We start from the raw sequence: 26,198 nt of genomic DNA, 5'->3' as shown, positions 1-26,198 counted from the left end.
TTTTTTACAATTTATTCTAAATTGGTATTAATAGGTTCATATGAAAATTAATTCAATAAAAATTGGTCCCTATATTAATTTATTACCTCTTCAATATATACCGAAACATAAAATTTCTTATTTGGAATTCGGTGATCCTAAAAATAAAAATATAATAGTATGTGCTCACGGTTTAACTAGAAATGCTCATGATTTTGATAAAATAGCTAAAGAGTTGAGTAAAAATTATAGAGTAATTGCAATAAATTATCCCGGTCGCAGTGATAGCGAAAATTTTAAAAAAGCTAATCATTATAACTATACGACTTATATTAAAGATACGTTATTTTTTTTTAAAAGGCTCAATATCAAAAATCCTATTTGGCTTGGTACTTCAATGGGTGGTATTATAGGTATGGTGCTTGCCAGTAAATATAAAAATATTTTAAAGCCTTAATATTAAATGATGTAGGGGCGTTTATTGATGCTGCTCCTTTAATTAAAATTGGAGGTTATGCTAAAAAAACGATACTCTTAGATGATTTGGCTAGTGCAAAAGAACATTTAAAACTTATTTATGCACAAAGCGGTATTAAAGATGAAGAAGATTGGGATTATTTAACAAAATATAGTGTAATTTCTACGTTCGGCGGAAAATATAAAATGAATTATGATCCTGCTATAACAAAAGGAATGAACAATGCTAGTAACCAGGAAGATATTAAACTATGGTCTGTATGGAATAAAATAAAATGTAGAATATTAGTAATTCATGGGATGAAATCTCAAGTTTTAACAAAATCTACTATTAAAAAGATGAAAGAAACAAAAATTTTTGATCTTTATGAAATAAAATATGCCGGTCATGCTCCTTCTCTAATGAACCCTGAAGAAATTAACTATGTCAAATCTTGGTTAGAAAAGAAGTCTTAGATTGTGTGACCTTGTATTGTACGAACGTTCAGGATGTCATTCCCGCGAAAGCGGGAATCCAGAAAAATAACCTTAATCTTGGTATAAAAATTACATATTTAATAAAATAAACATATAAAGAAACTGTTTTTTATATGTTTTTCTGGATTACTGCTTTCGCAGGAATGACGTAGGCATTATTTAAATTAATAAATAATAATTATGAAAATTACTACTAAAGTACTAATAATAGGTTCAGGACCTGCGGGCTTAAGTGCCGCTATTTATACAGCTAGAGCTGCTTTAAAACCAATATTAATAAATGGTATGCAGCCAGGCGGGCAGCTTACAATTACCACCGATGTTGAGAACTATCCAGGATTTGCGGAAACGGTGCAAGGACCGTGGCTTATGGAGCAGATGTCTATGCAGGCTAAAAATGTCGGTACGGAAATTGTTAGTGATTACGTAGAAAAGGTGGATTTATCAAAAAGACCTTTTAAAGTATTTACAGGAGCAGGAAATGAATATGACGCGGAGAGCATAATAATTTGTACCGGTGCGGAAGCAAAATGGCTTGGTATAGCTTCAGAGCAGAAATTTCGTGGTTTTGGTGTTTCGGCATGTGCTACTTGCGATGGTTTCTTTTTTAAGAATCAAGAAATAGTTGTAGTAGGGGGAGGAAATAGTGCAGTAGAAGAAGCTTTATACTTAACCAATCATGCTAACAAAGTCACTATAGTGCATAGAAGAAATAGTTTTAGAGCTGAGAAAATATTACAGGATCGATTATTTAAAAATTCTAAAATATCAGTAATTTGGGATCATGTAGTAGATGAGGTTGTAGGTAGCAATAAACCAAAATCCGTTACTGGAGTTAAAATTCAAAATGTTCACACCAAAGAGATTAGTTTATTGAATTGTAGTGGTGTATTTATAGCTATTGGGCATGCACCGAATACGGGGCTATTTACCGGACAAATTGTAATGGATGACGATAATTATATCATTACGAAGTCAGGCACTACTAGAACTAGTGTAGAAGGTGTTTTTGCTGCTGGTGACGTTCAGGATAAAATTTATAGACAAGCAGTAACTGCTGCAGGAACAGGCTGTATGGCGGCTCTTGAGGCTGAAAAATTTCTAAATAAATAATTTAGATTTTTTAGCTGTAAATTAACATATAAGTTAATAAAAAATTGTTGCATTCAGTAAGACACTTATTATATTCATTGTGTATTAATTTAATTAGGTACAGATATATAATGACTTGGAACATAATAAATATACCACCACAAAAACAAAATATTTATACATATCCATTACTTATGAAATTTTTAGTTGGATGAGGTAGTTTTAACATACAAAATTTAGAAGCATTGAAAAATGCTGATTTAGAAATAGAGCTAGCAGAGCCGCATTTTCACAAAAATTTTTAATATATTCTGCAATAAAATTTTACTTAAATCATTTTTATCCAAATAGCCAAAGTGAAAAATTTACAGAGCTAGAAATAACCGGAGTTAGATATGATCAAGTAATAAAGGCTCCTGATATTAGGTTAGCTACTGATAAGCCTACGACTACTAATATATTTAAAAATTTGACTTTTGACTCAATGTTACATCAGAATTGGATTTTTAATGGAGATGACTCAAGTGGTTGGCTGTTAGCAAATATAAATCTTAATAAAGGCGGTTATTTAATAACTTAGAAAAAGTATTTCTCTCAGCTGCGATCTTTTTATAGTCACAATTAATAAATCCTAAGAAAAAATATTAATCTGATATTTCATCTGAGGTTATTGAGTATGCATGGGGAAATATTAAAGGAGTTAAAGGTAATTATTTAGAGCCATTCAAGAATTTAATAGCTTTTGGCAAAGAAGAAATTAAGTCCCTCTGAGTTATGGGTTAAAATAGCTGAGGCTATAAAGGTAGGGAAAGTATCAAATTTATTGTGAGAAAATATTCTAGAAGATTTAAACAATGCAGGTGTATAGACTTTATTATAATATAACTGAAAACTTTGCTATATTATCTGACATTGGATATAAATTTCCTCAAGAAATATTGAATCTTATATTAAACGCAATAGCTCCTGAAGATATCATTAATATTATAAAACATGCTAATTTGGAAAATATTTCTTATGATGTATTAGAAAGCCAAATGGGTGGTGAAGATTTTGGTATAAATAATTCATTATAAATATTTTTCTTGCTAGTATTGCCGTATAATTTTAAGATAAGTTTGTAACACTTTTCTCGCGCTATGCAACAACGCCAATGTTCGCTCGCAATGACGATTTTAGTATCCACGCAGGTAAAAATATATGAGCTTACTTAAAAACATTACGGGAAAGAATTATATAAACGGTGAATTTATAGAGTTCGGGAAGCAAATATCCGTTATTAATCCTGCGACCTTAAAAGAAATTGCTACAGTTCCGAATTTAGGATTATCTGAGATTAATTCAGCGATTAATAATACGGTGACTAGTTTTTCTTTATGGTCACAAAGCTCATTTGAAGCGAGAATAGCGATTCTTAGAAGATGGTATAATTTAGTAATCGAAAATATTGAGGAGTTAAGTCATATATTAACCCTAGAGCAGGGTAAAATACTTGCTGAATCAAAAAAAGAAATTTTATATGGAGCCTCTTTTATTGATTGGTATACATATGCTATACATAATATTCATTCGACTATCAAACCCGGTAATAGTAAAACTCATAAAATTGTTACGCAATATGAGCCTGTAGGACCGTCTGCTGCTATAACTCCTTGGAATTTTCCAAATGCAATGATTACTCGCAAGGTAGTACCTGCAATAGCTGCGGGTTGCAGCGTTATATTAAAACCGTCAAGTCTTACGCCTCTATCAGCTTTAGTACTTGCGAAATTTGCAAGCGATGCCGGTTTGCCTGCCGGAGTATTTAATATAATTACAGGTAGTTCAGATATTATAGGTAAGGCTTTTTGTGAAGATTTTAGGCTTCGGAAATTATCATTTACCGGCGCTACAAATGTCGGTAAAATTCTATATCAAAATGCCGCAAATACTCTAAAACGTTTATCTTTGGAACTTGGCGGCAATGCTCCTTTCATTATAACGGCAGATAATAATTTAGAGAAAGTAGTAAGTGATTTAGTAATCGCTAAAACTAGAAATAGTGGACAGTCTTGTATTTCACCTAACAGAATATTTATAGAAGAATCTATATATGAAAAATTTATAGAAATTCTAAAGGCTAAATTTACTAAGCTTAAAGCCGGTGACGGATTTGATAAGGAATCGGATGTAGGTCCGTTAATTAATTCTGCTGCCATAGAAAAAATACAAAAGTTACTCGCTGATGCACAAAGTAAAGGAGCTAAATTAATTTGCGGCGGTAAAGCTGTTGATAATTTTATTGAGCCTACTATTATTATTGACTGTTTGGATAATATGGATATCTTTAGAATAGAAATATTCGGTCCGGTAGTTGCTTGTTATAAGTTTAAAGATTTGGATGAAGTAATAGAACATGCAAATAATACCGAATACGGCTTGCAAGGATATGTATATTCAAATAATATATCCGTGGCACAAATGATAGCGTCTAAGTTTGATTTTGGTATGGTATCGATTAATGACCCGTTACCTGCAAATGCAAAAGCACCTTTTGCAGGACGTAAAGCTTCAGGTTTTGGAGTTGAAGGCTCATTTGAAGGGATATTTGAATATCTAAATACGAAATATATAAATTTACAGAATTAAGAATGCCCGCATGGTTCCTTTTATGTCATTCCTGCGAAAGCAGGAATCTAGTAAAGAATATAAAAAATTATTTTATATGCTTATTTTATAAAAAATATAATTCTTTGTAGCAGTATTAAGATTATTTTTTCTGGATTCCCGCTTTCGCGGGAATGACATAGAAAATATAATAATCTAAATAGTAAAAATTATGCTAGTGCTTGTAGATAATATTGAAGTACAAATTGAAAAAATTTATGAAGTATTTGATTTAATAGATAATGAAAGAGCTGATCTTTTGTTATGAGCAGTATCTGATTGTCTTGCCAAGCTATTAGATCAATATAAAGAATCGTTAATAATTGAATATGTTGATCCTTTGATGCAACTAATTAAAAGGTTTGAAGAGAAAAATACTATAATACCCAAAATGCTTAATAATGCTTTAAGCAATATATTATTAATCCTTGAAGATGGATGTAAAACTGAAGAATCATCACTAATAGAAAATATAATTAATAGTTTAAATACTCTTGATATGTTAGGAGGACATGCATAGTAATCTTCCAAAAATCTCAATAGTTTTACCGGTTTATAATAGAAAGAAGCTACTACCTTTTGCTATTGAGAGTTGCATTAATCAAAGCTTTAAAGACTTTGAGCTTATTATTATTGATGATTGCTCAAAAGATAATAGCGTTATAGTAGCTAGGACATATGCAAAGCAGGATTCACGTATTAAGGTAATAGTAAATGAGACCAATAAAAGATTACCGGCAAGTCTTAATATTGCTTTTCAAGAGGCCAAAGGGGAGTATTTTACTTGGACTTCGGATGATAATCTTTTCCATGAAAATGCTTTAGAAAAAATGGTTAAGATACTTGATAATTCACCTGAGATAGGGCTTGTATATACTGATTATACTTTGATCGATGACCACGGTAAAGTAGGAATAAGACTTTATCAAGAACCTCCTGAGTTTTTACCGATTAGAGATTGCGTCGGTGCATGTTTCTTATATAGAGCCGATTTAGCAAGGCAAGTAGGTGGATATAATGAAAATATGCAGTTAGTGGATGATTATGAATATTGGCTAAGGTTTGGGCTTGTTACGAAATTTGCTCATATACCGGAATCTTTATATTTCTACCGAGTACATGATCAAAGCTTAACAATAGAGCGTAAAGTAGAAGTAAAACAGGCAAAAAGAGTTTTAAAAGAATTATTTAAAGATCAATATATTATTCCTGCTGAGATTAAACCTATAAATGATTTATATAATTGGTTTATTGAAGATAGAAATTTAAGCTCTTATTTTAGGTTATTGAAAATAATTATTTGTAGTCCGATAATTACTATTTCATATATTATTAAAAATCTAAGAAGAATAAGGTGATATTTTAATGCTTTAATGTCATTCCCGCTTTTGCGGGAATGACATAGTAGAGCCATAGCACAACATCCTTAAAACAAATGCAAAATCAAGATTTCATACATACATTAAATCCAGAGCAGCAACAAGCAGTTCTTCACACTGAAGGACCGCTTTTATTGCTTGCAGGTGCAGGGACAGGTAAAACAAAGGTACTTACCTCAAGAATAGCTAATATTATTCACCAAAATTTAGCCTCACCTCAAAATATTCTAGCTGTTACTTTTACTAATAAAGCTGCTAAAGAAATGGCTGAAAGAGTTAATAGTCTAATTAATTGCATGGTCTTAATATAGGCACTTTCCACTCAATGGCAGCTAGGATATTACGTGACCAGATTGAGCATTTAAATCTTGGTTTAAATAATAGATTTACTATTATTAGTCATGATGATCAATTAAAACTAGTGAAGGATATAGTAAAGCTAAAAGATATTGATACTAAAAAATATGCTCCTAAATTAATACATATAATAATTTCTAGATGGAAAGATCAAGGATTATTACCAACTAAACTATCAGTATCAGATACTAATTTACCGCTACAGAGGGTTGCAAAACTTGTATACGAAGAATATCAGAAAAATTTACTTATTTCTAATGTTTTAGATTTTGGAGATTTGCTACTTTATAATAATGAGCTTTTTATTAAAAACCCTGAAATACTAAGATATTACCAAGAAAAATATCGATATATTTTAATCGATGAATATCAAGACACTAACGTTGTCCAGTATTTATGGGCAAGAATGCTCGCAAGTTTATATAAAAATATTTGCTGTGTAGGGGATGATGATCAATCTATTTATGGTTGGCGAGGAGCAGAAGTCGGGAATATATTACGTTTTGAAAAAGATTTTGCAGGTGCAACAATTATTAAATTAGAGCAGAATTATAGATCAACTTTGCCAATACTTGCTGCTGCTTCCAATGTTATCAATAATAATAAAAACCGTCACGGTAAAACGTTATGGACGGATAGGGAAAACGGTGAAAAGATAAAAATTATCTCTTGTTGGAGTGATAAAGAAGAAGCAAGATATATAGCCGGTGAAATAGATAAGTTAGTGCGAGAAAACCGGTATAATGCCGGTAATATTGCAATATTAGTACGAGCCGGATTTCAAACAAGAAGTTTTGAGGAAGCGTTTATAAATAGTGCTATGCCTTATAAAATTATAGGCGGTTTGCGGTTCTATGAACGTATGGAAATAAGAGACGTGCTTGCTTATATCCGTATATCTTTGAATCAAAATGACAATCTAGCACTTGAGCGTATTATAAATGTGCCGAAAAGGGCAATAGGTGCAGCTAGCTTAAATAAAATTAGAGTCTATGCACTTGAGCGAAATATTTCTAATTTCGCAGCCCTTAAAGAAATGCTAGAAATAGGTGAGATTAAAGCAAAATCATATGAAACTCTAAAAGATTTGATTACTAAAATCGATAATTGGTACGAAAGATTTAGTATAGATGCTCCAATAAACGTAGTTAAAGCAATACTTGATGATTCCGGTTATCTTGAAATGCTTCAAGAAGAAAAAACCGAAGAAGCATTCGGTAGAATCGAAAATATTAACGAAATGCTTAGAGCTATTACTGAATTTAACGATGTTCATGATTTTATCGCACATTCAAGCTTAGTTATGGAAAATGAAGTGCTTGAAACCAATTACGGTGGCTCTGTTACTATAATGACCCTGCACGCAGCTAAAGGGCTTGAGTTTGACGTGGTATTTTTACCGGGCTGGGAAGAGGGGGTATTTCCGTCTCAAAGATCTCTAGACGAAGACGGCGAAAAAGGCTTAGAAGAAGAACGCCGCATTGCTTATGTCGGCATTACGAGAGCCAAAAAAGACCTCTACATTACTCATGCTGAAAGCAGAAAAATATTTTATGAAATAGTCCGTTCTTACCCTTCAAGGTTCATAACCGAAATCCCTGATGAAATTACGATCAGGACCTCTTCTATGAAAAAATACAATTCTTTTTATAAGTTTTAATTAATTTTCATTCATAAATTTTAAATTGGTTTGCCATAGATTTAAGTGAGTCTCAAGTAGAGCAAATGAACGACAAAAAACGTAATGGTTTAAGCGAAGATGAAGTGATGGATATTAAAAAACCATTAGAAAAAGCTATGTTAGCGTTAGCTAACCAAAAAATATATAAAGAACAATATAGAGAGAAATTAATAGATAAAACATTAGATAACCTTAAAGAAAATGTTTCAGAAACAACATTAGGTAACTATAGAAAATTTCTTACTAAAAATACTACCCCTAAACTTGATAAACAAGAGCAAATTAATGATCCAAAACAAGTAGAAGCATTAACACAAGCAGCATTAAAGATAGCTGAATTTTTAAAAATTACTTTTCAAACAAATGAAAAAGAAGCAAAAGCTTTATTGTCTATTAATGAGTTAGGAGTAAATGAGCCTAATATAATTAAAACTTTATTACCAGCGATAAGTAAACGACCGTCTGAAAAAATGATAGAGCAAGGTAAAGAAATTATCAAGAATTTTGCCCCATTACTTGAGAGCAGCAATTCTGCACTTGTTAACGGTACTAAAAGAGTATTAGCAGAGTTAAATCCTGGATATTTAAGGAACACACGGATGGGGGGAGAAAGTATAGCATTAGAATTACAAAGAGTAACCAAACCTAAGCTATGGCAAAGAATAGTAGCAGTTTTACCGGTACGGATTATGCTCAAAAAAATATAGATCAAGCATTTGCTAACTTTGAAAAAAGTAATAGTCTACATATAGAAACGAAAAATTTGTCGGAAGAAATACAAAGAAAAAAACAAGCACCAAATATTGTAAAGCAAAATAAAACAATACCCCAAGGCTATAAGTCTTCTATATCACCCCCTATATCTCATGTTGAAAACCTTAATAAAAGTAGAGAGAGTGGGCAACAGTCAGGGCATAGTAAGTAGTGATTTATATGATAATATAGTTGCGAATTTTTACAAAGTTTGATAATTTAGTTCATTATATCAAATAACTTAATAATGAGTATTATATGGCAGAGATTATAACTAACATAGATGATACTATTAAAAAAAACGATGAAGTGACTGAGATATCGGTTGCAGTAAAAGATAAAATAGTTGATATAAAAAACGTAGATAGTAGATTAGATACTTTGAATAAAAATATTGTTACTACCGATCCTATTCAACAATATTTACAATCTGAAGAATATATCACTAGTACGCTTGAAGTACTTGCCAGTAAAATTATTAGTGAAGTTGTAGAAAATAAAGATATACAAAAATTAGTAGATAACTTGCATATCAATTTAGGACAAGATATAAAACTAATACCTAGTGTAGCAGATAAGCTAAAGTTTGATGTCGCAAGGGCTGAAGCAGCACTTAAGGGTTTTGTACTTCCTCTAAATAAAGGGGGACCTTTTGATGAATTATTATTGATGGGTATAGAAGATGAAGAAGAAATCTTTGCCAATCCTATAAGAGCAACTAAAGAAGCATTAATAGCCGTAAGCGGAAAGTCTATACCTAAAGAGCAATATGCACAGGCTGTAAAAGATCAAGCTATAGAAATCTTAAAACAAGATCCTAAAAACACTCCAGACAAACTTGAGAAATATGAAAAATTTATTATGCAAGGGGATAAAAGCCAGAAATTTAATAAAGATAGTAAGCAGTTTATCCCAAGAGTAAATCAATTATCTCAAGTGGAACTTAAGGAATTACAAAAGGCAGCCACTTATACGGTGTAGCAGATTAGTAATAGATTAGAAAAAAATAATAAAATTAGTAAGCAATTAGAACAAACTATTATACTTACTAACTCATCAGGCATAAAGAATCCTGAAATAATAAGGGAATTAAATAAGTTAGATTCTACTTATCTAACTGAGAATAGTACTAAAATAGCCACTGAATTAAAAGATGTTAATGATAGAGGTATTTCTTTATGGGAAAAATTTAAGCAGATATTTACAGGTAGAAACTATTTGGAAAAAAGATTAGGAAAAGTTGTAGATAAATATATTACTCTGAGTGATGGATATGTAGTGAAGACAATTAATGATAAAATCTTTTCAAATGCTTTAACAAATCCTGAAATTACTGCAGGTCTAACAAAATTTTTAAATGAAAATAAAGATAAAGTAGCAACTAATCCTGAATTTAAAAATTTAATTCCTGTTACGGGTGAGCCTATTATAGTTCAACCGCAACAAATGAATAATTTTAATTTAGCGGAACTCAGAAAAATCAATCCAATAGCATTTGATAAAACCATATTTGAAGATTCAATAAAACTAAGAAGTTCTAATATAAAACCTCCGCAAATCACTCCTAATACTTCTACTAAAAATCAAAAAGCAGTAAGAAGAAAGGGTTAAATTTTAATATAACTTCATCATTGTGAGGAGGCTTTGTTACATTATTTCTATGTCATTCCCGCGAAAGCGGGAACCTAGATTTTTTATTGTCACCCCGTGGCGTGACCACGGGGTCTTGTATCACAATCTGAGTCCTAAGATACCGCGATCAAGTCGCGGTATGACATTAAAGGTTACTAGATTGCTGCTTTCGCAGAAATGACATCAGAACATAAAGATTTAGGTGAGATGCTTAAATACTCTTCTTTCCATAATTCATTATAAAGAATAGGATCGATATTACCGCCTGAGATTAGTACTAGTAATTTTTGAGGTCTGGATTGTGTTTTTAAAAAATTTACCACTGAAATCATGTTTATACTACTTGACGGCTCGCATATTACTTTAAGTAAATGAGTAAGCCATGCAGTCCAGTAATATATTTCATATTCTTCTGCTAAATAAAAATCATCAAGTTTTTTCAGATATTCAAATGTACGAGCTGATATACTCAAGGTTTTAAGACCGTCCGCAATAGTATTCGGAGCATAGTTAAATCTATATGTTTTATTATCTTTAACAGATAAATAAGCATCATTGGCATTTAAAGGTTCTGAACCTATTAACAAGCTTGTCGGTGATATTAATTCTTTGGCAAGATATGCGCCGGAAATTAAACCGCCGCCGCCGCAAGAGGCAAAAATAGCATCAGGACTAAAACCTAGCTGCTGTAATGCTTCATAGCATAACGTGCCTGCTCCTGCTATTGTAGAATCACTATCGGAAGGATGCATATAGTAAAATCCTTGCTTTCCATCTTCTTTTGCTTTTTCTTCCGCTTCTTGTCGAGTATATGTATATATAACTTCACCGCCGTAATAAAGAGCTGCTTGCTGTTTTACTTTTGAAGTATTTAACGGTAAATAAATCCTTGTTTTAATACCGAATAATTTACTCGCATAAGCAAGACCGATTCCATGGTTACCCGTACTATAACCGACTATTTTATCAGGTAATTTTCCTTGCTCTTTTAATTCTAATAAATGATTTAACACGCCTCTAACTTTAAATGCACCGGTTTTTTGTAATGATTCAACCTTAAAAAAAATCTCATGACCGAGCATCTCATTTAAGCTTTCAGAGTGAACGATCGGAGTTAAATGTAGATATTGTTTTATTCTATTATGTGCGGCTGCTACATTTTGAGGAGGTTGTAGTAATAAATTCATAAATATAATTAATAATGGTAGCTTGAAATCAGGTTGATCCTATATTATATAGTTAATAATTAGAAATTTTAAAAGGTTTTAATTGATGAATAAAAAATCCCTTCCGTTAATGGCACTGAGAGATATGGTAGTATTCCCGGGAGTAATTGCTCCTATTTTTGTGGGTAGGCCAAAATCGTTGCAAGCACTCTCTCATACTATCATTTCCGCGGAAGATAATAGTAAATATATTTTAGTAACTTTACAGAAAAAATTTGATCAAGAAAACCCTAGTACACACGAACTTTATAACACAGCTATACTTGCCAAGATTATCCAAATAGTGAAGCTGCCTAATAATACGGCAAAAATCTTAATAGAAGCAGTAGCAAGAGTAAAGTTAAGCAATATCAAAGGCGAGGAAGCTTTTGAAGCAAATTACGAAATTATTCCAGATGAAGAAATATTTGACGTTAATAACATGCGTTCACTCGTTGATAATGCAGTACAACTATTTAGTAAATATGCGATTAATGATAAGAAAGTTAATGCAGAAATTATTGAAACTATCAATAAAGAAATAAGTAATAGCACTAATTTCATAGATATTATAAATATATTAGCCTCACATTTGATAACTTCACTTGAGGCAAAGCAGCATTTATTAGAAGAAACTAGTCCTTTTAAGCGTATCACTACGGTTATTAGTACGCTTACTTCCAATATAGTAAATTCAGAAACCGAGCAGGCATTGCAGCAAAGAGTAAGAAAGCAAATCGAAAAAACGCAGCGTGATTATTATCTGCACGAACAAATGAAAGCTATTCAAAAAGAGCTTGATGAAGATAAATCAGAACTTGCCGATATTGAGAAAAAAATTAAAAGTTTAAAATTATCAAAAGAAGCAAAAGAAAAAGCTGAGGCTGAACTTAAGAAACTCCGTACCATGAACCAAATGTCAGCGGAGTCGGGAGTAACGCGTAACTATCTTGAGACATTGCTTAGCCTGCCTTGGGGTAAGTATGATAATAGAAAAATAGATATTAACCAAGCAGAGAAAATTTTAAATCGTGACCATTTTGGACTCGAAAAAGTTAAAGAACGAATTATAGAATATTTAGCGGTATTACAGCGTTCAAGTAAAATTAGAGGACCTATATTATGTTTAATAGGTCCACCAGGGGTCGGTAAAACTTCACTTGTAAAATCTATTGCCGAAGGAATGGGCAGAAAATATACTAAACTTGCGCTCGGCGGTGTTAGAGACGAAGCAGAAATCAGAGGGCATAGAAAAACTTACCTTGGATCAATGCCCGGTAAAATTTTAGGTCAACTTAAGAAAGTTCAGACTAGTAATCCTGTAATGCTGCTTGATGAAATCGATAAAATGAGTTCTGATTTTAGAGGTGATCCGGCATCCGCTTTGCTTGAGGTATTAGACCCTGAGCAGAATAGTCACTTTGTTGATCATTATCTAGAAGTAGAATATGATCTATCAAATGTAATATTTATTGCTACTGCTAACTCTAATGATTTACCTAGAGCTTTAAGTGATAGAATGGAAAAAATATATATTTCCGGTTATGTAGAGGAAACAAAGCTCCAAATTGCCAGAAATTATTTAGTTCCAAAACAATTTAAAATGCATAAAATCAAAAAAGATGAAATTACTATATCCAAGACGGCAATTTTGGATTTAATTAGATATTATACCAAGGAATCAGGTGTAAGAGCTTTAGAGCGTGAAATAGGGGCATTAACTAGAAAAGCATTAAAGCAGATTTTAGCAGATAAAAGTGTTAAGCATATCGCCGTAGATAGTAATCATCTTGAAGAATTTTTAGGAGCTAAGAAATATAATTTCGGGCTTGCCGAGAAAGAAGATCAAATAGGAAGTACTACGGGACTTGCTTACACTGAAGTAGGCGGAGAGCTTTTAACTATAGAGGCTTTAGCATTTCCAGGGAAAGGTGAAATAAAGACCACCGGAAAACTCGGTGATGTTATGAAAGAATCGGCAATGGCTGCCTATAGTTGTTTTAGAAGCAGAGCAACAAATTTTGGATTAAAGTACGACAATTATAAAGATTTTGATATTCACATTCACGTACCGGCCGGAGCTATTCCAAAAGATGGACCGTCTGCCGGCTGTGCTTTGTTTACGACTATTGTTTCGTTGATGACTAAAATACCCGTACATTGTACTGTAGCAATGACCGGTGAGATTACTTTAAGAGGCAATGTTTTACCTATAGGTGGTCTTAAAGAGAAGTTACTTGCTGCAAGTAGAGGAGGTATTAAAACCGTGTTGATTCCTGAAGAGAATGTCAAAGATTTGAAAGATATACCGCCGAATATAAAAGAAAGCCTAGAAATTATATCTGTATCAAATATTGATCAAGTACTTAAGCATGCTTTGGTAGGAACACCGATAAATAAATAGAGATTTGTTAATAGTTAAAATATTATATATTAAATTAATGCAAGCTATAGTAAAGTAATTCTTTTTGACTTTTCAATCAAACTGTGATTTTTCTTGCTTAATTCCTGATTATCTTGAACTCGCCTATTATTATAGACTCTCTTCCTTACGCCTGTCACTAAATTGAGCTGAATTGACTATATTGTTGCGTGGATCAATTTTACCTCTGTTATCCCGTGGCTTGACCATGGGATCCAGTTAAAAATATTAATAATTTTAGTATTTTTTATTGTTTTTATGGATCCTGTGGGGGTGACACAGTAGTGCTGCTACTACTGCGGCAGCTACTCAAAGTGGCGTATCTGAGGTAGTAAAATCCATGCCTACAATAAAAGACAAAACAGCTTAGTTTATCTTTCTGCTTTCCAACTTTCATTGAGAAATTCCTTTAACTTAATTCTAAATACATAATTAAATTTCTACACTACCAAGTAACAATATTTTTTTGGTACAGCGTCGTTCAGAAAGCTTGATACAAGTGAATTTTCTGACATGCGCCTTTGCTCACGTACTTTTTTACATTCCGCAGGCTCAGTCGTCAATGCATCTTGTCTAAAGCTTTCTGAATCTAGCTCTATCTGCTTCTATTTTATTATTGTAAAAAAGTTGCTACAAATTATTAATTAAATGTATTGGGGTTAATATTAATGAAAGAATCACAAATATTAAGAAAATTTTTAGCAACGGCATCATTATGCAGAACATTATTCACTAGCTCTAATACTGCAGGAGCAACAATTCCTAATCTCGGTAGCGTAAGCTTGAGTACCGGTGCTGGTCTTGTAGGAGGATTATTTAATAACGGCAATATTTATTCAAAGGGCTTGGAATTAAAATATCGGCAGATAAAACCAATGCTGTTATTGGCGGGATAAATACATTAATAGCACTACCTGCTTTTGGTGGGGGTGAGGTAAGTCAAAATGTGTCAATAGGTGCTCTTAGTGCAACAGTAGGTCTTACTTCTAATTTCGCTCCTCTTAAATTTATTAATAATAATGTTACGTCAATTGTTACCGGAGTCGTTAATCAAACATTTAGTAATATAGATTTCGCCGGTAAGAATTCTACTTTACAAATTAATAACGGTTTAAATATTACAACTCAGATAGATAATACGGTAGCTGGCAATAACGGTACAATAACATTTGTATATCAAATCACATAGGTCTAACTAACTCTCTTTCCGGAATAAATGTAGGAAACGGGTAATATAAATAATACTACCGGCGTTGACGGTCAAGGGATACTAAATCTAGCTCATGATCTTGGTAGTAGTAACATAATAACAGGCGATATAGGTAATATAGGCTCATTAGCCGCAGTACATGTTTTACTTGGGTCGGCAACACTTAATTCTACAATATTAAAAGCTACTAATATTAATTTACAAAGTTAATACATCCGTACTTAATTTATATGACGACATAACGGTGACGGGTAATATAGACGGTGCTAACGGAGTAAACAGAAATTTTATAGGGAATGCTATACTTAATGGAAATATAAATAATTTCAATATACTTCAGTGTAATGGAGGTAACGGTAAGATTCTTGATTTACAAGGTAATACTACGGTAAATAATATTGTTTTTGCAGATAGTGTTTTAGCTTCGGGAACTATAAGTGTTAATGGTCTATTAGATGTAGGAGGTATTACTTTTAATAATAGTAATGCTAGCGGCGGTACTTTAATAATAAATACCGAAAATACAATCAATGTTGCATTATTAAACGCTATAAAAGCAAAAATACAAATAAATGCTAATTTAACAATCAATGATCCAAGTGCCGGAGATATAGGTGATATTAGAATAGCGGATAATACGACATATACAATAGATGCAGCAAATGGGAATGTAAATTTGCTAAAATAATAATTTAAACAAATCTGGCAATGATGAATATGGAATAGTGAGAATAGGAGCAATCACAAAATACCTAACTATAGCAAATAACGGTAGACCTTATACTATAGAATACCCATCGCCTTAAGAATTTCATAGTAGACGGAGCAGGTGATGTCGTAGTCGATAATACGGTATTTACGAAGACTTAGTATGAATAGCAGGTAACATTTAACCAAGCTTTAGACCTAGGAGCGGGTGGTAACATATTATTTAGAGCAGATGGTGAGTTAATAATAAATGGTGTGACCAGTTTAGTTTACGACCTCTGCAAATAACCAAGGCACACTGACAATACAAAGCGGTAATGTTAACGGTACGATTGGAGCTAACGGCAGCAGCTTAAAACTTGTAAATATCGGAGTAAACCCCCATTACGTTCTCAGCTAATGTATCTGTTCCCGTAGCTTTAAATAAGAATGGCTCTATCTTAGCTTTAGCAGATGGGGTTACGCTAACCGGTAACGTAGGAGCAAATGGAGCAGTACTTAGCACCGGCGGTGTAGGCGGTACATTGAATTTTATAGGTGACGGTAATGTAACTCAAAATATAGGTACGGATGCTGCAAATAGCCCTGCTAATATAAATATCCCTAACTTTACTTAATTCAGTAATATCCATTGCGGCAATTAATTTTTGTGTTTCTGCGGTATTTTCTTTCTATATAGTTCTTATTAATTCTTGATTTGAGGGTTGAAACCATCTAAACATAATTATTTTCTTATTAAATTCTATAAATTTTAATATTTTGTTAAAAATGAGCTTATAGATAGAATCACAATAAAAAGTTTTAAGGATACAATAGAAATTTAACTAAAAGTACGAACAAATGAGTTGAGGTTGCTTTAAGGAATATACAAAGTTAGTTTTTTATAATATTTAAAATTTGGAATTTAAAAGAGTTTAATATCACAATTAAAACAAAAGGCGAATAAAAGGAGCATATGAATTTTTTAGAAAACGACAGGAAATCCCGAAACCCTGAAAGGGCTTGGCGAGAGTGACGGGACTCGAACCCGCGACCTTCTGCGTGACAGGCAGATGCTCTAACCAACTGAGCTACACCCCCTTGTATACTCTTCTGCTTTTAAGAATTGCTCTTTCATTTTATCAAGGATTGCATCCTCATCTATTAAGTATAGACTGCGGGTGCTCACTCAAAATAAAATTCAATCCTTGAAATCATTTGGGTATACATAAAAGATAACAATGTATATAACAATTCTTCTATTTCTGCAAGAGTAAAATATCGTATTTTATCAAAAAATATACAGAACCTAACGTTTAGATTTTATAGCTTATTCCTAATATTATAATTACTAGATATCTCTATTAATCCAAATTAGTCACTACTAGTTGAAGCCTTGAAAATTATTATCCTTTTTAAGGACTTTGTTAAAAAAGAAAAACCTATTGGTTACATTTATATTAACAAGATCTTACTTTATTAAAAATTATTAGAGGTTTTATATGACTAAACCATATGTCATTAAATGAACTACTCCTTTTGAGCGTATTAAACTTTATAATCCTATACCCGATATTGCTCTTAGAAGTGCTATTATTACGCAGGTAATAATAGATGCAATACTTTCTACCAAGAAAGAGGCAACAAAAGCAGAATATAACGCTAAAAAATGGTTTTTTGAAAATAATGAAAATTTTAATGCTACCTGCTTAGAAATCGGCATTGAGCCTAATTATGTAAGAAAGACTGCTAAAAAACTAATTAAATCGCAACAAAATAAGGATAAGCGTCCTAAACTCTACGGCTAAAGTTTAAATAAATTAATTTGTAATAAAACTTGAAATTACTCTAAATATAAATTAATTGTATAGGTGTTACTTAGTAACGCCTATATATTAATTATTTCAGATTATAAAGGTTATTTATGATTATTGCAGTTTCAGGTCAACATATTTCTATCGGTAATAATTTACAAGAATATTCAAAAGAGAGGGCTACGCAAGTCGTTAAAAAATATTTTACCGATATAATAAATATAGATATACATTTCTCAAAAGAGGGAATTAACTTTAAATGTGATATTATAGTAAAATATGGCTCAGGTAAACATAATATAGTCAAAAGTAATGATAGTTGTAGCGATATATATGTAGCTTTTGATAAAGCGATGTCAAAACTAGAAAAACAGCTTAGAAAATATAAATCAAAATTCAAAAATCATCATGCGGGTAAAGTAAAAATATCAGAAATTGCTTACGAAGGTACCAAATATATTATTAATCCGCAATCTGATAGTGAAACCTCTAACGCCGAAGATAATGATAATCCGGCAATTATCGCTGAAAAGCCTGTAGAAATATTAAAATTATCAGTAAAAGAAGCAGTAATGAAAATGGATTTAGAAGATTTACCTGCAGTAGTATTTAAAAATATAAATAATGATCGTATCAATATAGTTTATTATCGTAAAGACGGTAATATTTCTTGGGTAGATTATAATTAATGCTCATTATCCCTTACAAAGGGGTTACACCAAGAATCGCTAAAAATGCATATATTGCCGAAAAGCAGCTCTTTAATAGGAGATGTTGAAATAGGTAGTAATTCAAGCATTTGGTTTAATACGGTTCTTAGAGGCGACGTTGAATCGATAAAAATAGGAAATAATACTAACGTACAAGACGGTAGTGTAATTTATACTTCAAGATTTAATAGACCGGTAGAAATAGGCGAAACTATCGGTCATCTCTCTCTTATTCATGCCTGTACAATACATAATAATGCTTTTATCGGTATGAGTGCTACGATAATGGATTATGCAGTAATAGAAGAACATGCTTTTATTGCTGCAGGCAGTCTTATCCCGCCAAAGAAGATAATTAAATCTCAAGAATTATGGATGGGATCCCCTGCAAAATTTGTTAGATATTTAACCGATCAAGATTTAGAATATATGCAAGATAATGTAAGAAATTATGTAGAACTTGCAAATGTTTATAAGATACTCGTTTAATTTGAAAAATTGGCGTCGTCTATCTACTTTTCACGTATCAAGAGTATATAAGGAATCCTTAAATGCCTTAACCGTATTTTTAAGTAAAAACGCAATAGTCATAGGTCCGATGCCGCCTGGTACGGGAGTGATATATTGTACTTTAGACTGAACATTTTCAAAATCAACATCACCGATAATTTTATTGCCGCTAATTCTATTAATGCCTACATCAATTACTATAGATTCAGGATTAAAATATTCTGCAGTTAATTTTAAAGGTGAGCCTATTGCAGCAACGACAATATCGGCTTTAGAAGTAATAGAGCGTAAATTGTGTGTCTTAGAATGACAAATAGTAACACTGCAATTTTCTTTTAACAGTAAAGCACTTAAAGGTTTTCCTACTATATTTGAGCGTCCAATAATTACAACGTTTTTACCGGTTAAATTAGGTTCGTATTTTTTTATAACTGCAAGACAACCAAGAGCAGTGCAGGGAATAAAGCCTTGACTAATTCCGCTATGCAAGTAACCGACATTTAAAGGGTGGAAACCATCGATATCTTTGGAAGGTGATACTGCCGATAAAATTTTATTTTTATCTATGGAGCTTGGCAAAGGAAGCTGAACTATAATTCCTGAAATCTCGTTATCAAGGTTTAACTCATTGATTTTTGATATTAAATCATTAGTATGAATAGTAGCAGATAGATTTATTAATAAAGTATAAATTCCTATTTTATGTGCATTTTTTATTTTGTTTCTTACATAAATAATGCTTGCCGGATTATCGCCTACTAGGACTATAGCAAGCTTCGGTGAAGCGTTGGTTTGGCTTGTAAGTTCTTGAATTTCTAGCTTTAAGTCTGCTAGTATCTCATTGGCTAATGCTTTACAGTCAATTATATTATTCACTCTTATTTTTGTCTCCGTTCAGTTTTAACGTCATTGCAAGGAAATTACGTAAGTAATTGACGAAGCAATCTCAGGAGTTTGTTATTGTTTCATGAGATTGTCACGCTCTCTACGGTTGCTCGCAATGACGATCTCTTTATTTAGTAACGCTCTTACTTCTTTTCCCCGTATTTTTGGTAGTAGAATACTCAAAATGTAGAGCCTTGCCGTCAAATACTCTACTATAAGCATGATGAAGACTGCTTGCCGCTTCAGCAAAACCTGTAAGAATCAGCTTAAGCTTACCAACATAATGAACAATATCGCCAATGGCGTAAATACCTGCTATATTAGTTTGATAATAGGAAGAGTCTACTTCAATATGGTGAAGCTTAACATTTAAACCCCAATTTGCTAAGCTACCTAAATCTTGTTTTAAACCAAAAAAAGGTAGTAATATATTGGCATCCAATTTGCGAGTATTATTTTGTAAATCTTTAACTATAACCGATTGAAGTCCACTATTATTACCATCTAAAGCATTTAATTGATAACCGGTTACTAACTCGATTTTATCGGTTTCTGCAATATGCCTTAATTGCCTTACGCTTTCAGGAGCTGCCGTAAATTTATCCCGCCTATGTACTAAATATATTTTATTTGCAATATCTGAAAGAGAAATAGCCCAGTCAACAGCCGAATCCCCGCCGCCTGCTATAACTATATTTTTACCCGCAAATTTGCTTTTATCATTGATGAAATAAAAAACCGACTTGCTTTCAAAGTCTTCAATATTCGCAAGGGGCGGTTTGTTTGGACCGAATGAACCTGCTCCTGCTGCAATAATAATAACTTTGCTTTTAATAAGAGTGTTTTTTGAGGTTTTAATTTCAAAAAAATCATCTTGTTTATTTAGCTCTATAGCTTGCTGATTTAAATGATATATAGGGTTAAAAGGAGCTGCTTGAAGTTCTAACTGTTTTATTAGCTCTTCTGCTGCAATTTTAGGATATGCCGGTATATCGTAAATAGGCTTTTCAGGATATAGGGTAATACACTGACCACCGATAACTTCCTGTGCATCAATAACATGACATTTCATGCCAAGCATTCCTGCTTGAAAAATTGCAAATAATCCAACCGGACCGGCACCTATTATTACAACATCAGTATTATACATACTTTTTATATTTAAATTTTAAAAAGGATTTTATTGGATATTGAGGAAATAATCAATGGTTATATGAGTATATTTATAGAAATCCAACACTTTCGCAGGGGGATTTTTAAAAACTATCGGATATTATACTAGACAAAATGCATTTAAAGGTTGTGCTGCATTCCACTTTTCTTCTACGGGTTCTAATATATCCGCTTTTATCTTGGCTTTGTTTTTTAGCATACCGAATAATGAGATTTGTTTAGTATTTACAGGTAATATTTGTGCTATTTCCCTATCTCTTTTGGTAATTATAATAGATTTTTTATCTGTTTGTAATTTTTCTATTATTGCAAAGCAATGAGATTTAAATTGACTGATTGCTATTTTAATAGTCATTTTATAACCTGCAAAAAATAAAAGTATTATTATACTATAATAGTCAAATAAAGTGGTCAATTATATTTCTATTTATAGCTAATTTGGGCTATATTCATTATATTTTAATGTAAAAAATAAAATTTAAAGAAAAACCAAAACAAATTCTGTGGGGAAAATATCATCAATTCATATTTAAATATAACCATTTCTTAAACTAGCCTTGTAAAATCGTTAAACTTTGTAAAAGATTAATAATAGAAATTAATTATTTTTATTATACATTATGAAAATTAAGATTCTACAAAATATTATCGGTTTTATTATCTTAACTATAAGTACGGGCAATAGTTTTGCCTCCTCCGCTAATGTTTTTTCCTTGTTAGTGCGATGGTTTTACCGTCTTGTATAGTTCGGCTACTCCTTTAGCTTTCGGTACGTATGTTCCAATTGTCGATACTCTGCAAACAAATACAATTATAATAAAGTGTACTTTAGGTACTAATTATACTCTATATTCTTGACTTTTAATTCTTTTGCCAGTGCCACTATCGTACCTGTCAATATATAGATAAACAAAGGTAATAGAATAGCAACTATGACGATACAAAAGAATGATTATGCACCTAAAAAGTTTCAATTAATTCGTTTAAAGTGTACATATAAAGATGGTGTAGAAGAATATAAAGAAACTAAAGATTTAGTGGCAACTCCGGTAACATTTACCTTACATGATGGTAAAATAATACAATTGATACGGGTAGCTTTAAAAAACACACAGAATTATTCTACTAAAGCAAAAGACTATAGAATTTTTATAAAAGAATTACCTCGTAGAGTGAAGTTAGAGAATAGTGTTACTTCCACCGTAGATCTTGTTGTTCAGCATAGTATACCTATAACAATATCAGGTTTAAAATCTTTAAAACTAAATAAATTAAAGCAATGTGCTTTTTAAATACAATAATATCGGTTTTTATAGGTATTATTTTTTTTATACCGGTGAGTTGTGCAGATGGAGTTATCTCTGAATCTCTTGGCGATACTTCGCCTTGAATCGCAGTGGGTACAAACGTACATGAAGATCAGGAGTTAGGGTTATTGCCCCAATTACCTCTAGCAGTAGAATTTGAGAATAGCGCTAATGAAATTGCGGGTGAGAGTGAATTGATGGTTTCATTAGAAGTTAATTATACCGAAACCGATATATTGCCGACTATAGTACAAAACGCCCAAGGTCATTATTTAATTCCTCTTGAATATATAGAACATTTTGATGTTCAAGAAGATTATCTTAAGCAGGGTTTAGTGAATTATCATGATACTGCATATATTAATTTAGATTTGCTTGAGGGTACTAAATATGATTTAAACTTTGAGAATTTAGATTTAAATATTACTTTTCCAGCGGAAAAAATGCAACCTCAATCATTTGATGCTTTAGGTGGTCCTATGAAGAACGTCGATACTAAACTTATTAGTGGGGTATATTTAAACTATGATGTGACTCTTAGTCCAAATGATGATATTAATTATTTAGCCGGAGTAGAGGAACTCAATTATTTTACTGAAAACGGTGTATATAGTCATAGTTTCTTATTTCAAACTGAAGCCGTTAAATCAAATTTTTCTAAAATCACAAATACCACAAAAAACCAAAATAAATTTACACGTTTAGACACAAATTGGACATATGAGAATGTGGATAAGATGACTAATTGGTGGGTAGGGGATAATAGCATAACTAAAGTGTCTTCTTGGTCTAATTCAACTAGATTTGCTGGTATTCAGTATGCTACTAATTTTGTAGTTAGACCGAATTTAGTTACCTATCCGTTACTGGATTTTAGAGGGAAATCAGAACTTCCAAGCAGTATAGAGATATTTTCAAATAGTATACCTATATATAATGCTAAAGCTCATATGGGGGATTTTGATATAACCAATATTCCGGTTATCACCGGTAGAGGTGATTTAATAGTTAAAACGCAAGATATAACCGGCAAAGTTCAGACAATTACTATGCCTTATTACGCATCACCGAGTTTATTACGTCCCGGGCTTTCACATTTCTCTTACGAAGCAGGTTTTCAAAGACAAGATTTTACTATATAGCAATGCTTATAAATATTTAGTTCTAAATACTGATTATATGCTTGGTATGAATGATTATTTAACAAGCGGCGGACATTTTGAATTTTTCAAAAATAATGGAGCAGTAGGGGTACTAAAATTTTGGCATTATAGGCATTTCATCTGCAAATAATATCAAAAATTTCGGTCGCTCTCAAAGAATTAATTGCGGCTATACTTATGAATCGGAATATTTTGATATTAATAGTAATTTAGATTGGAATAATAGTAATTATCAGGACGTATTATAACTATCCCGATAAAATTTTCTCAAGTTTAAATTATCAGATTTCAGCTAGCTGCGGTAATACCGATTTTGGTAATATAAGTGTTAATTTTGTGTCTTTTGTCGTAAATAACACAATGCAAAAAGGTAACCGCTCAAATATATTATCATCAACTTATCAAAGAAATATTACTAAAAAAGGTTTCTTAAGTTTTACTATAGGTACCAATTTAAACAGTAAACGTAAAAATAATTTTGCCTATATACCATTTAACTTAAATTTAGATTCCAATAAAAGCATTTCAGTAACCGATTTATATCAAAATAAATATCATACCAAGCAACTTGGTATTTCCTCGCCGATTACTTCAAATATGGGATGGGGATATAATGCTAACCTGATCAAAGCTAAAGCTACAAATTACAATGTACAAGTTAACCGTAACGGTAAAAATAATGATATTGGAGTTTATCTGCAGAAAAATGATACCGAAATAATGAAACAGTTTAATATCAAAGGAGGAATTTTCTCTATTGATAAAAGCTATTATGAGACAAGACCGATTAACGGAGGTCTTGCTTTGATTAAAGTAAATAGTTTAAAGAATGTCGGGGTTTATAATAATAATCTATTAGCCAGCGGGTGATACCGATGATAAAGATAAAATGCTTGTACCTAACTTAATACCGTATGTTCCTTCCGAAATAAGACTAGACGATGAAAATCTACTTCTTAATACAGAGTTTGAAGAAATTGCTTTGAAAGTTGCTCCAAGAACAAAATCAGCGGTATTATTAGACTTTAATATTAAAATAATTAAAAGCATTAAAATGATAGTATTTGATAGTAATAAACATTTTATTCCATTTGATAGTACGTGAGTATTGAAGGTTTAGATGAAGAAATATTTGTAGGCTATGACGGTAAGATATATATTAAAGATCTTGAATTATTAAACGGTTCTATTTGTGACGAGAATGAGGAGAATAATAAATGCTGTCATTTTAGCGTACCGGTTAATAGAGATTTAAATGACCCTGTAATTGATTTAGGCGAAGCAATATGCAAATGAAGACTTTATTGTTACTCCTGTGTGGACTAAAAACGCTCCGTTGTCATACCGTGGCTTGACCACCACGGTATGACAAATTCTTTTTAAGCAATGTCAAGAAATCAATAATAATATTATTAATCAACATGATTATATCAGGAAATGCTATGGCGTTACTTGCAACATGTAATCCTTCAATTCCAACCGTAAATTTCGGTAATTTTAATGTCGGTGCCGTTAGCACAAATTCCGTTACTGCTTCAGTTACTTGTAGTACTTTATTATCACTACTTGTTAGTTATACCATAACTTTTAGTACAGGAGCTGCTAATATTTATAACCCAAGAAATATGATTAATGGGGTACGTAAGCTGAATTATAATTTGTATAAAGATGCCGGTTTTACTCAAATCCTCGGTCACGGTACTAGTAGTACTGTAACATTTACCGATAGCTATACACTAGGTCTTGAACCGGTCACAAAAAACTATACCGTATATGCACGCCTGCCGTCACAACCTCTTGCTGCTGCCGGCACGTTTCAAGACACTATTACCGTAACCCAGCCATGGCTATATAATAAAAAATCTTTAAAATCAAAATTCTTCAGCCTAGGTTCTAACTTTGTTGCTTGCATGGATTGACTCCTAGGGTGCTAGACATTGCTGTCCGGTATTATGAAGCTGTATTTTTATTATAATATCAAAAACAATTTAAGTTTTATATTACTATAACTACATTTAGTATTTTGTAGTTACTTAATATTTTTAACTTAAATAAAGGTCGAATTGATGAAAAATGAAGCACAACACAATCAACAAACTCCAAAACATGGTCGAATAATATTCCCGTTTTACACAATGGGAAAAGTTTGTGTAGATAAGAAGCTAATAGATGAAGAGTGGAAACTTAACGAATTTGAAACAGGGACAGGGAGTGATGAGCGTTTTGGAAATGATGTTGCAGGGGAACCGCTACCACTAGATGGGCATATTCTTAATGGTGGGCGTACAGATTACAGATTGGGTCAATGCTACTAATCAAGAAATAAGAGCGGAATTAAAAGATCCAACGTTTAACTGGATAAACTATATCATTAGAAGGCGAGAAAAAACTTACAATAGAATGGGATTATACTGCGTCACATAAAACTTGCGGTTATATAGTGCAAATGACAAAAGCAGAGTTTACCTTTGAAAATAGACTAAAAACACTATGATTTAGAAGCAATTTATAGTAAACTTTCTGATAAATTTCTTTACTGGGATCATACATTAGTTCCTTCTAAAATGATTGAAGTAACTTTTCCAGATAGAGAGCCAGGATATTATGTTGCAGAAGTTGATTGGATAGTAGCCGACACA

The 26,198-nt window shown here is 32.0% G+C and carries 22 protein-coding genes, 1 tRNA gene and 8 pseudogenes; 25 read left to right on the top strand and 6 right to left on the bottom strand.

The window, feature by feature from the left end; translation table 11 throughout:
- Positions 1–40: 40 nt before the first annotated feature.
- The 11 genes and pseudogenes from RAT170B_RS05485 (at position 41) to RAT170B_RS05435 (ending at position 10,452) form a co-directional block, all read left to right on the top strand.
- A pseudogene (locus RAT170B_RS05485) lies at positions 41–912 on the top strand (alpha/beta fold hydrolase).
- Between the two features lie 201 nt (positions 913–1,113).
- Positions 1,114–2,046 carry a thioredoxin-disulfide reductase gene (gene trxB / locus RAT170B_RS05480; RefSeq protein WP_045805814.1) on the top strand — a complete coding sequence of 311 codons (933 nt, stop codon included), beginning with the start codon at positions 1,114–1,116 and terminating at the stop codon, positions 2,044–2,046.
- 224 nt (positions 2,047–2,270) lie between these two features.
- Positions 2,271–2,564: pseudogene (locus RAT170B_RS12185) on the top strand (hypothetical protein).
- 315 nt (positions 2,565–2,879) lie between these two features.
- Positions 2,880–3,101, top strand: coding sequence for a hypothetical protein (locus RAT170B_RS05470; protein ID WP_045805813.1), 222 nt, complete (start codon positions 2,880–2,882; stop codon positions 3,099–3,101).
- Between the two features lie 124 nt (positions 3,102–3,225).
- Positions 3,226–4,653, top strand: a complete 1,428-nt coding sequence (locus tag RAT170B_RS05465) for an NAD-dependent succinate-semialdehyde dehydrogenase (protein ID WP_045805812.1) — start codon at positions 3,226–3,228, stop codon at positions 4,651–4,653.
- A 190-nt stretch (positions 4,654–4,843) separates the two neighbouring features.
- Positions 4,844–5,191: pseudogene (locus RAT170B_RS12180) on the top strand (hypothetical protein).
- Positions 5,184–6,029: a glycosyltransferase gene (locus RAT170B_RS05455; RefSeq protein ID WP_045805811.1), complete on the top strand. Its 846-nt coding sequence runs from the start codon at positions 5,184–5,186 to the stop codon at positions 6,027–6,029. Before RAT170B_RS12180 ends, RAT170B_RS05455 begins: the two are co-directional and overlap by 8 nt.
- Positions 6,030–6,106: 77 nt before the next feature.
- Positions 6,107–8,067: pseudogene (pcrA, locus tag RAT170B_RS05450) on the top strand (DNA helicase PcrA).
- A 65-nt stretch (positions 8,068–8,132) separates the two neighbouring features.
- A complete protein-coding gene (locus RAT170B_RS05445; protein ID WP_045805810.1) occupies positions 8,133–8,795 on the top strand; it encodes a hypothetical protein in 663 nt (220 codons plus the stop codon).
- Entirely contained in the window at positions 8,741–9,013 is a 273-nt protein-coding gene (locus tag RAT170B_RS05440) for a hypothetical protein (protein ID WP_045805809.1), read from the top strand. Before RAT170B_RS05445 ends, RAT170B_RS05440 begins: the two co-directional genes overlap by 55 nt.
- A gap of 86 nt (positions 9,014–9,099) precedes the next feature.
- Positions 9,100–10,452, top strand: a pseudogene (locus tag RAT170B_RS05435) (hypothetical protein).
- A 176-nt stretch (positions 10,453–10,628) separates the two neighbouring features.
- Here the strand turns inward: RAT170B_RS05435 and RAT170B_RS05430 are convergent.
- Positions 10,629–11,660 carry a serine/threonine dehydratase gene (locus RAT170B_RS05430; protein ID WP_045805808.1) on the bottom strand — a complete coding sequence of 344 codons (1,032 nt, stop codon included), beginning with the start codon at positions 11,658–11,660 and terminating at the stop codon, positions 10,629–10,631.
- 85 nt (positions 11,661–11,745) lie between these two features.
- Between RAT170B_RS05430 and lon the strand changes: the two genes are divergently transcribed.
- The 4 genes from lon (at position 11,746) to RAT170B_RS10565 (ending at position 15,998) form a co-directional block, all read left to right on the top strand.
- On the top strand, positions 11,746–14,082 hold the full coding sequence (gene lon / locus RAT170B_RS05425) for an endopeptidase La (RefSeq protein ID WP_045805807.1): 2,337 nt from the start codon (positions 11,746–11,748) through the stop codon (positions 14,080–14,082).
- Positions 14,083–14,768: 686 nt separating this feature from the next.
- A complete protein-coding gene (locus RAT170B_RS05420) occupies positions 14,769–14,996 on the top strand; it encodes a hypothetical protein (RefSeq protein ID WP_045805806.1) in 228 nt (75 codons plus the stop codon).
- Between the two features lie 50 nt (positions 14,997–15,046).
- Complete coding sequence (locus RAT170B_RS11625) at positions 15,047–15,289, top strand: hypothetical protein (protein WP_261368732.1); 243 nt, start codon at positions 15,047–15,049, stop codon at positions 15,287–15,289.
- Between the two features lie 265 nt (positions 15,290–15,554).
- Positions 15,555–15,998 (top strand): hypothetical protein, encoded by a 444-nt coding sequence (locus tag RAT170B_RS10565; protein ID WP_186786296.1) that lies wholly within the window; start codon positions 15,555–15,557, stop codon positions 15,996–15,998.
- A 372-nt stretch (positions 15,999–16,370) separates the two neighbouring features.
- Here the strand turns inward: RAT170B_RS10565 and RAT170B_RS10560 are convergent, their stop codons facing one another.
- A complete protein-coding gene (locus RAT170B_RS10560; RefSeq protein WP_186786295.1) occupies positions 16,371–16,523 on the bottom strand; it encodes a hypothetical protein in 153 nt (50 codons plus the stop codon).
- Positions 16,524–17,021: 498 nt separating this feature from the next.
- Positions 17,022–17,098: transfer RNA gene (locus tag RAT170B_RS05405), tRNA-Asp, on the bottom strand.
- A 446-nt stretch (positions 17,099–17,544) separates the two neighbouring features.
- Here RAT170B_RS05405 and RAT170B_RS08925 point away from each other — a divergent pair.
- From RAT170B_RS08925 to RAT170B_RS05395, 3 genes and pseudogenes are all read left to right on the top strand, one after another.
- Complete coding sequence (locus RAT170B_RS08925; RefSeq protein WP_261368739.1) at positions 17,545–17,805, top strand: hypothetical protein; 261 nt, start codon at positions 17,545–17,547, stop codon at positions 17,803–17,805.
- 116 nt (positions 17,806–17,921) lie between these two features.
- Positions 17,922–18,500, top strand: a complete 579-nt coding sequence (gene hpf / locus RAT170B_RS05400; RefSeq protein WP_014014324.1) for a ribosome hibernation-promoting factor, HPF/YfiA family — start codon at positions 17,922–17,924, stop codon at positions 18,498–18,500.
- A pseudogene (locus RAT170B_RS05395) lies at positions 18,500–19,010 on the top strand (gamma carbonic anhydrase family protein). The gene hpf and the pseudogene RAT170B_RS05395 overlap by 1 nt, the downstream one beginning before the upstream one ends.
- Before the next feature lie 30 nt (positions 19,011–19,040).
- Here the strand turns inward: RAT170B_RS05395 and folD are convergent.
- The 3 genes and pseudogenes from folD to RAT170B_RS05380 form a co-directional block, all read right to left on the bottom strand.
- Positions 19,041–19,907, bottom strand: coding sequence for a bifunctional methylenetetrahydrofolate dehydrogenase/methenyltetrahydrofolate cyclohydrolase FolD (gene folD / locus RAT170B_RS05390; RefSeq protein WP_045805805.1), 867 nt, complete (start codon positions 19,905–19,907; stop codon positions 19,041–19,043).
- Positions 19,908–20,059: 152 nt separating this feature from the next.
- Positions 20,060–21,066: pseudogene (locus tag RAT170B_RS05385) on the bottom strand (NAD(P)/FAD-dependent oxidoreductase).
- Between the two features lie 123 nt (positions 21,067–21,189).
- Positions 21,190–21,444 (bottom strand): type II toxin-antitoxin system Phd/YefM family antitoxin, encoded by a 255-nt coding sequence (locus tag RAT170B_RS05380; RefSeq protein ID WP_045805853.1) that lies wholly within the window; start codon positions 21,442–21,444, stop codon positions 21,190–21,192.
- Between the two features lie 577 nt (positions 21,445–22,021).
- On the opposite strand from RAT170B_RS05380, the gene RAT170B_RS05375 reads away from it, so the two are divergent.
- From RAT170B_RS05375 to RAT170B_RS12410, 7 genes and pseudogenes are all read left to right on the top strand, one after another.
- Complete coding sequence (locus RAT170B_RS05375) at positions 22,022–22,381, top strand: molecular chaperone (protein ID WP_045805803.1); 360 nt, start codon at positions 22,022–22,024, stop codon at positions 22,379–22,381.
- Positions 22,382–22,485: 104 nt separating this feature from the next.
- Entirely contained in the window at positions 22,486–23,538 is a 1,053-nt protein-coding gene (locus RAT170B_RS11620) for a fimbria/pilus outer membrane usher protein (protein ID WP_261368731.1), read from the top strand.
- A 381-nt stretch (positions 23,539–23,919) separates the two neighbouring features.
- Complete coding sequence (locus tag RAT170B_RS11615; protein ID WP_261368730.1) at positions 23,920–24,429, top strand: hypothetical protein; 510 nt, start codon at positions 23,920–23,922, stop codon at positions 24,427–24,429.
- A gap of 19 nt (positions 24,430–24,448) precedes the next feature.
- Positions 24,449–24,664, top strand: coding sequence for a hypothetical protein (locus RAT170B_RS11610; protein ID WP_045805802.1), 216 nt, complete (start codon positions 24,449–24,451; stop codon positions 24,662–24,664).
- Positions 24,661–24,855, top strand: a complete 195-nt coding sequence (locus tag RAT170B_RS11605; protein WP_045805801.1) for a hypothetical protein — start codon at positions 24,661–24,663, stop codon at positions 24,853–24,855. The genes RAT170B_RS11610 and RAT170B_RS11605 overlap by 4 nt, the downstream gene beginning before the upstream one ends.
- A 125-nt stretch (positions 24,856–24,980) precedes the next feature.
- Positions 24,981–25,478, top strand: a complete 498-nt coding sequence (locus RAT170B_RS05335; protein ID WP_186786294.1) for a spore coat U domain-containing protein — start codon at positions 24,981–24,983, stop codon at positions 25,476–25,478.
- Positions 25,479–25,625: 147 nt separating this feature from the next.
- A pseudogene (locus RAT170B_RS12410) lies at positions 25,626–25,983 on the top strand (chitin-binding protein).
- Positions 25,984–26,198: the final 215 nt, after the last annotated feature.

The organism is Rickettsia argasii T170-B, from assembly GCF_000965185.1.
GTDB classification, from domain to species: domain Bacteria; phylum Pseudomonadota; class Alphaproteobacteria; order Rickettsiales; family Rickettsiaceae; genus Rickettsia; species Rickettsia rickettsii.
This window is presented reverse-complemented; position numbering and strand designations above follow the sequence as displayed.

Coding starts and splice junctions, on each gene's coding strand:
- trxB (WP_045805814.1), top strand. CDS start 1,114: ATGAAAATTACTACTAAAGTACTAATAATAGGTTCAGGACCTGCGGGC.
- RAT170B_RS05470 (WP_045805813.1), top strand. CDS start 2,880: ATGCAGGTGTATAGACTTTATTATAATATAACTGAAAACTTTGCTATA.
- RAT170B_RS05465 (WP_045805812.1), top strand. CDS start 3,226: ATGAGCTTACTTAAAAACATTACGGGAAAGAATTATATAAACGGTGAA.
- RAT170B_RS05455 (WP_045805811.1), top strand. CDS start 5,184: ATGCATAGTAATCTTCCAAAAATCTCAATAGTTTTACCGGTTTATAAT.
- RAT170B_RS05445 (WP_045805810.1), top strand. CDS start 8,133: ATGAACGACAAAAAACGTAATGGTTTAAGCGAAGATGAAGTGATGGAT.
- RAT170B_RS05440 (WP_045805809.1), top strand. CDS start 8,741: ATGGCAAAGAATAGTAGCAGTTTTACCGGTACGGATTATGCTCAAAAA.
- RAT170B_RS05430 (WP_045805808.1), bottom strand. CDS start 11,660: ATGAATTTATTACTACAACCTCCTCAAAATGTAGCAGCCGCACATAAT.
- lon (WP_045805807.1), top strand. CDS start 11,746: ATGAATAAAAAATCCCTTCCGTTAATGGCACTGAGAGATATGGTAGTA.
- RAT170B_RS05420 (WP_045805806.1), top strand. CDS start 14,769: ATGAAAGAATCACAAATATTAAGAAAATTTTTAGCAACGGCATCATTA.
- hpf (WP_014014324.1), top strand. CDS start 17,922: ATGATTATTGCAGTTTCAGGTCAACATATTTCTATCGGTAATAATTTA.
- RAT170B_RS05380 (WP_045805853.1), bottom strand. CDS start 21,444: ATGACTATTAAAATAGCAATCAGTCAATTTAAATCTCATTGCTTTGCA.
- RAT170B_RS05375 (WP_045805803.1), top strand. CDS start 22,022: ATGACGATACAAAAGAATGATTATGCACCTAAAAAGTTTCAATTAATT.
- RAT170B_RS11615 (WP_261368730.1), top strand. CDS start 23,920: ATGCAAAAAGGTAACCGCTCAAATATATTATCATCAACTTATCAAAGA.
- RAT170B_RS11610 (WP_045805802.1), top strand. CDS start 24,449: ATGCTTGTACCTAACTTAATACCGTATGTTCCTTCCGAAATAAGACTA.
- RAT170B_RS05335 (WP_186786294.1), top strand. CDS start 24,981: ATGATTATATCAGGAAATGCTATGGCGTTACTTGCAACATGTAATCCT.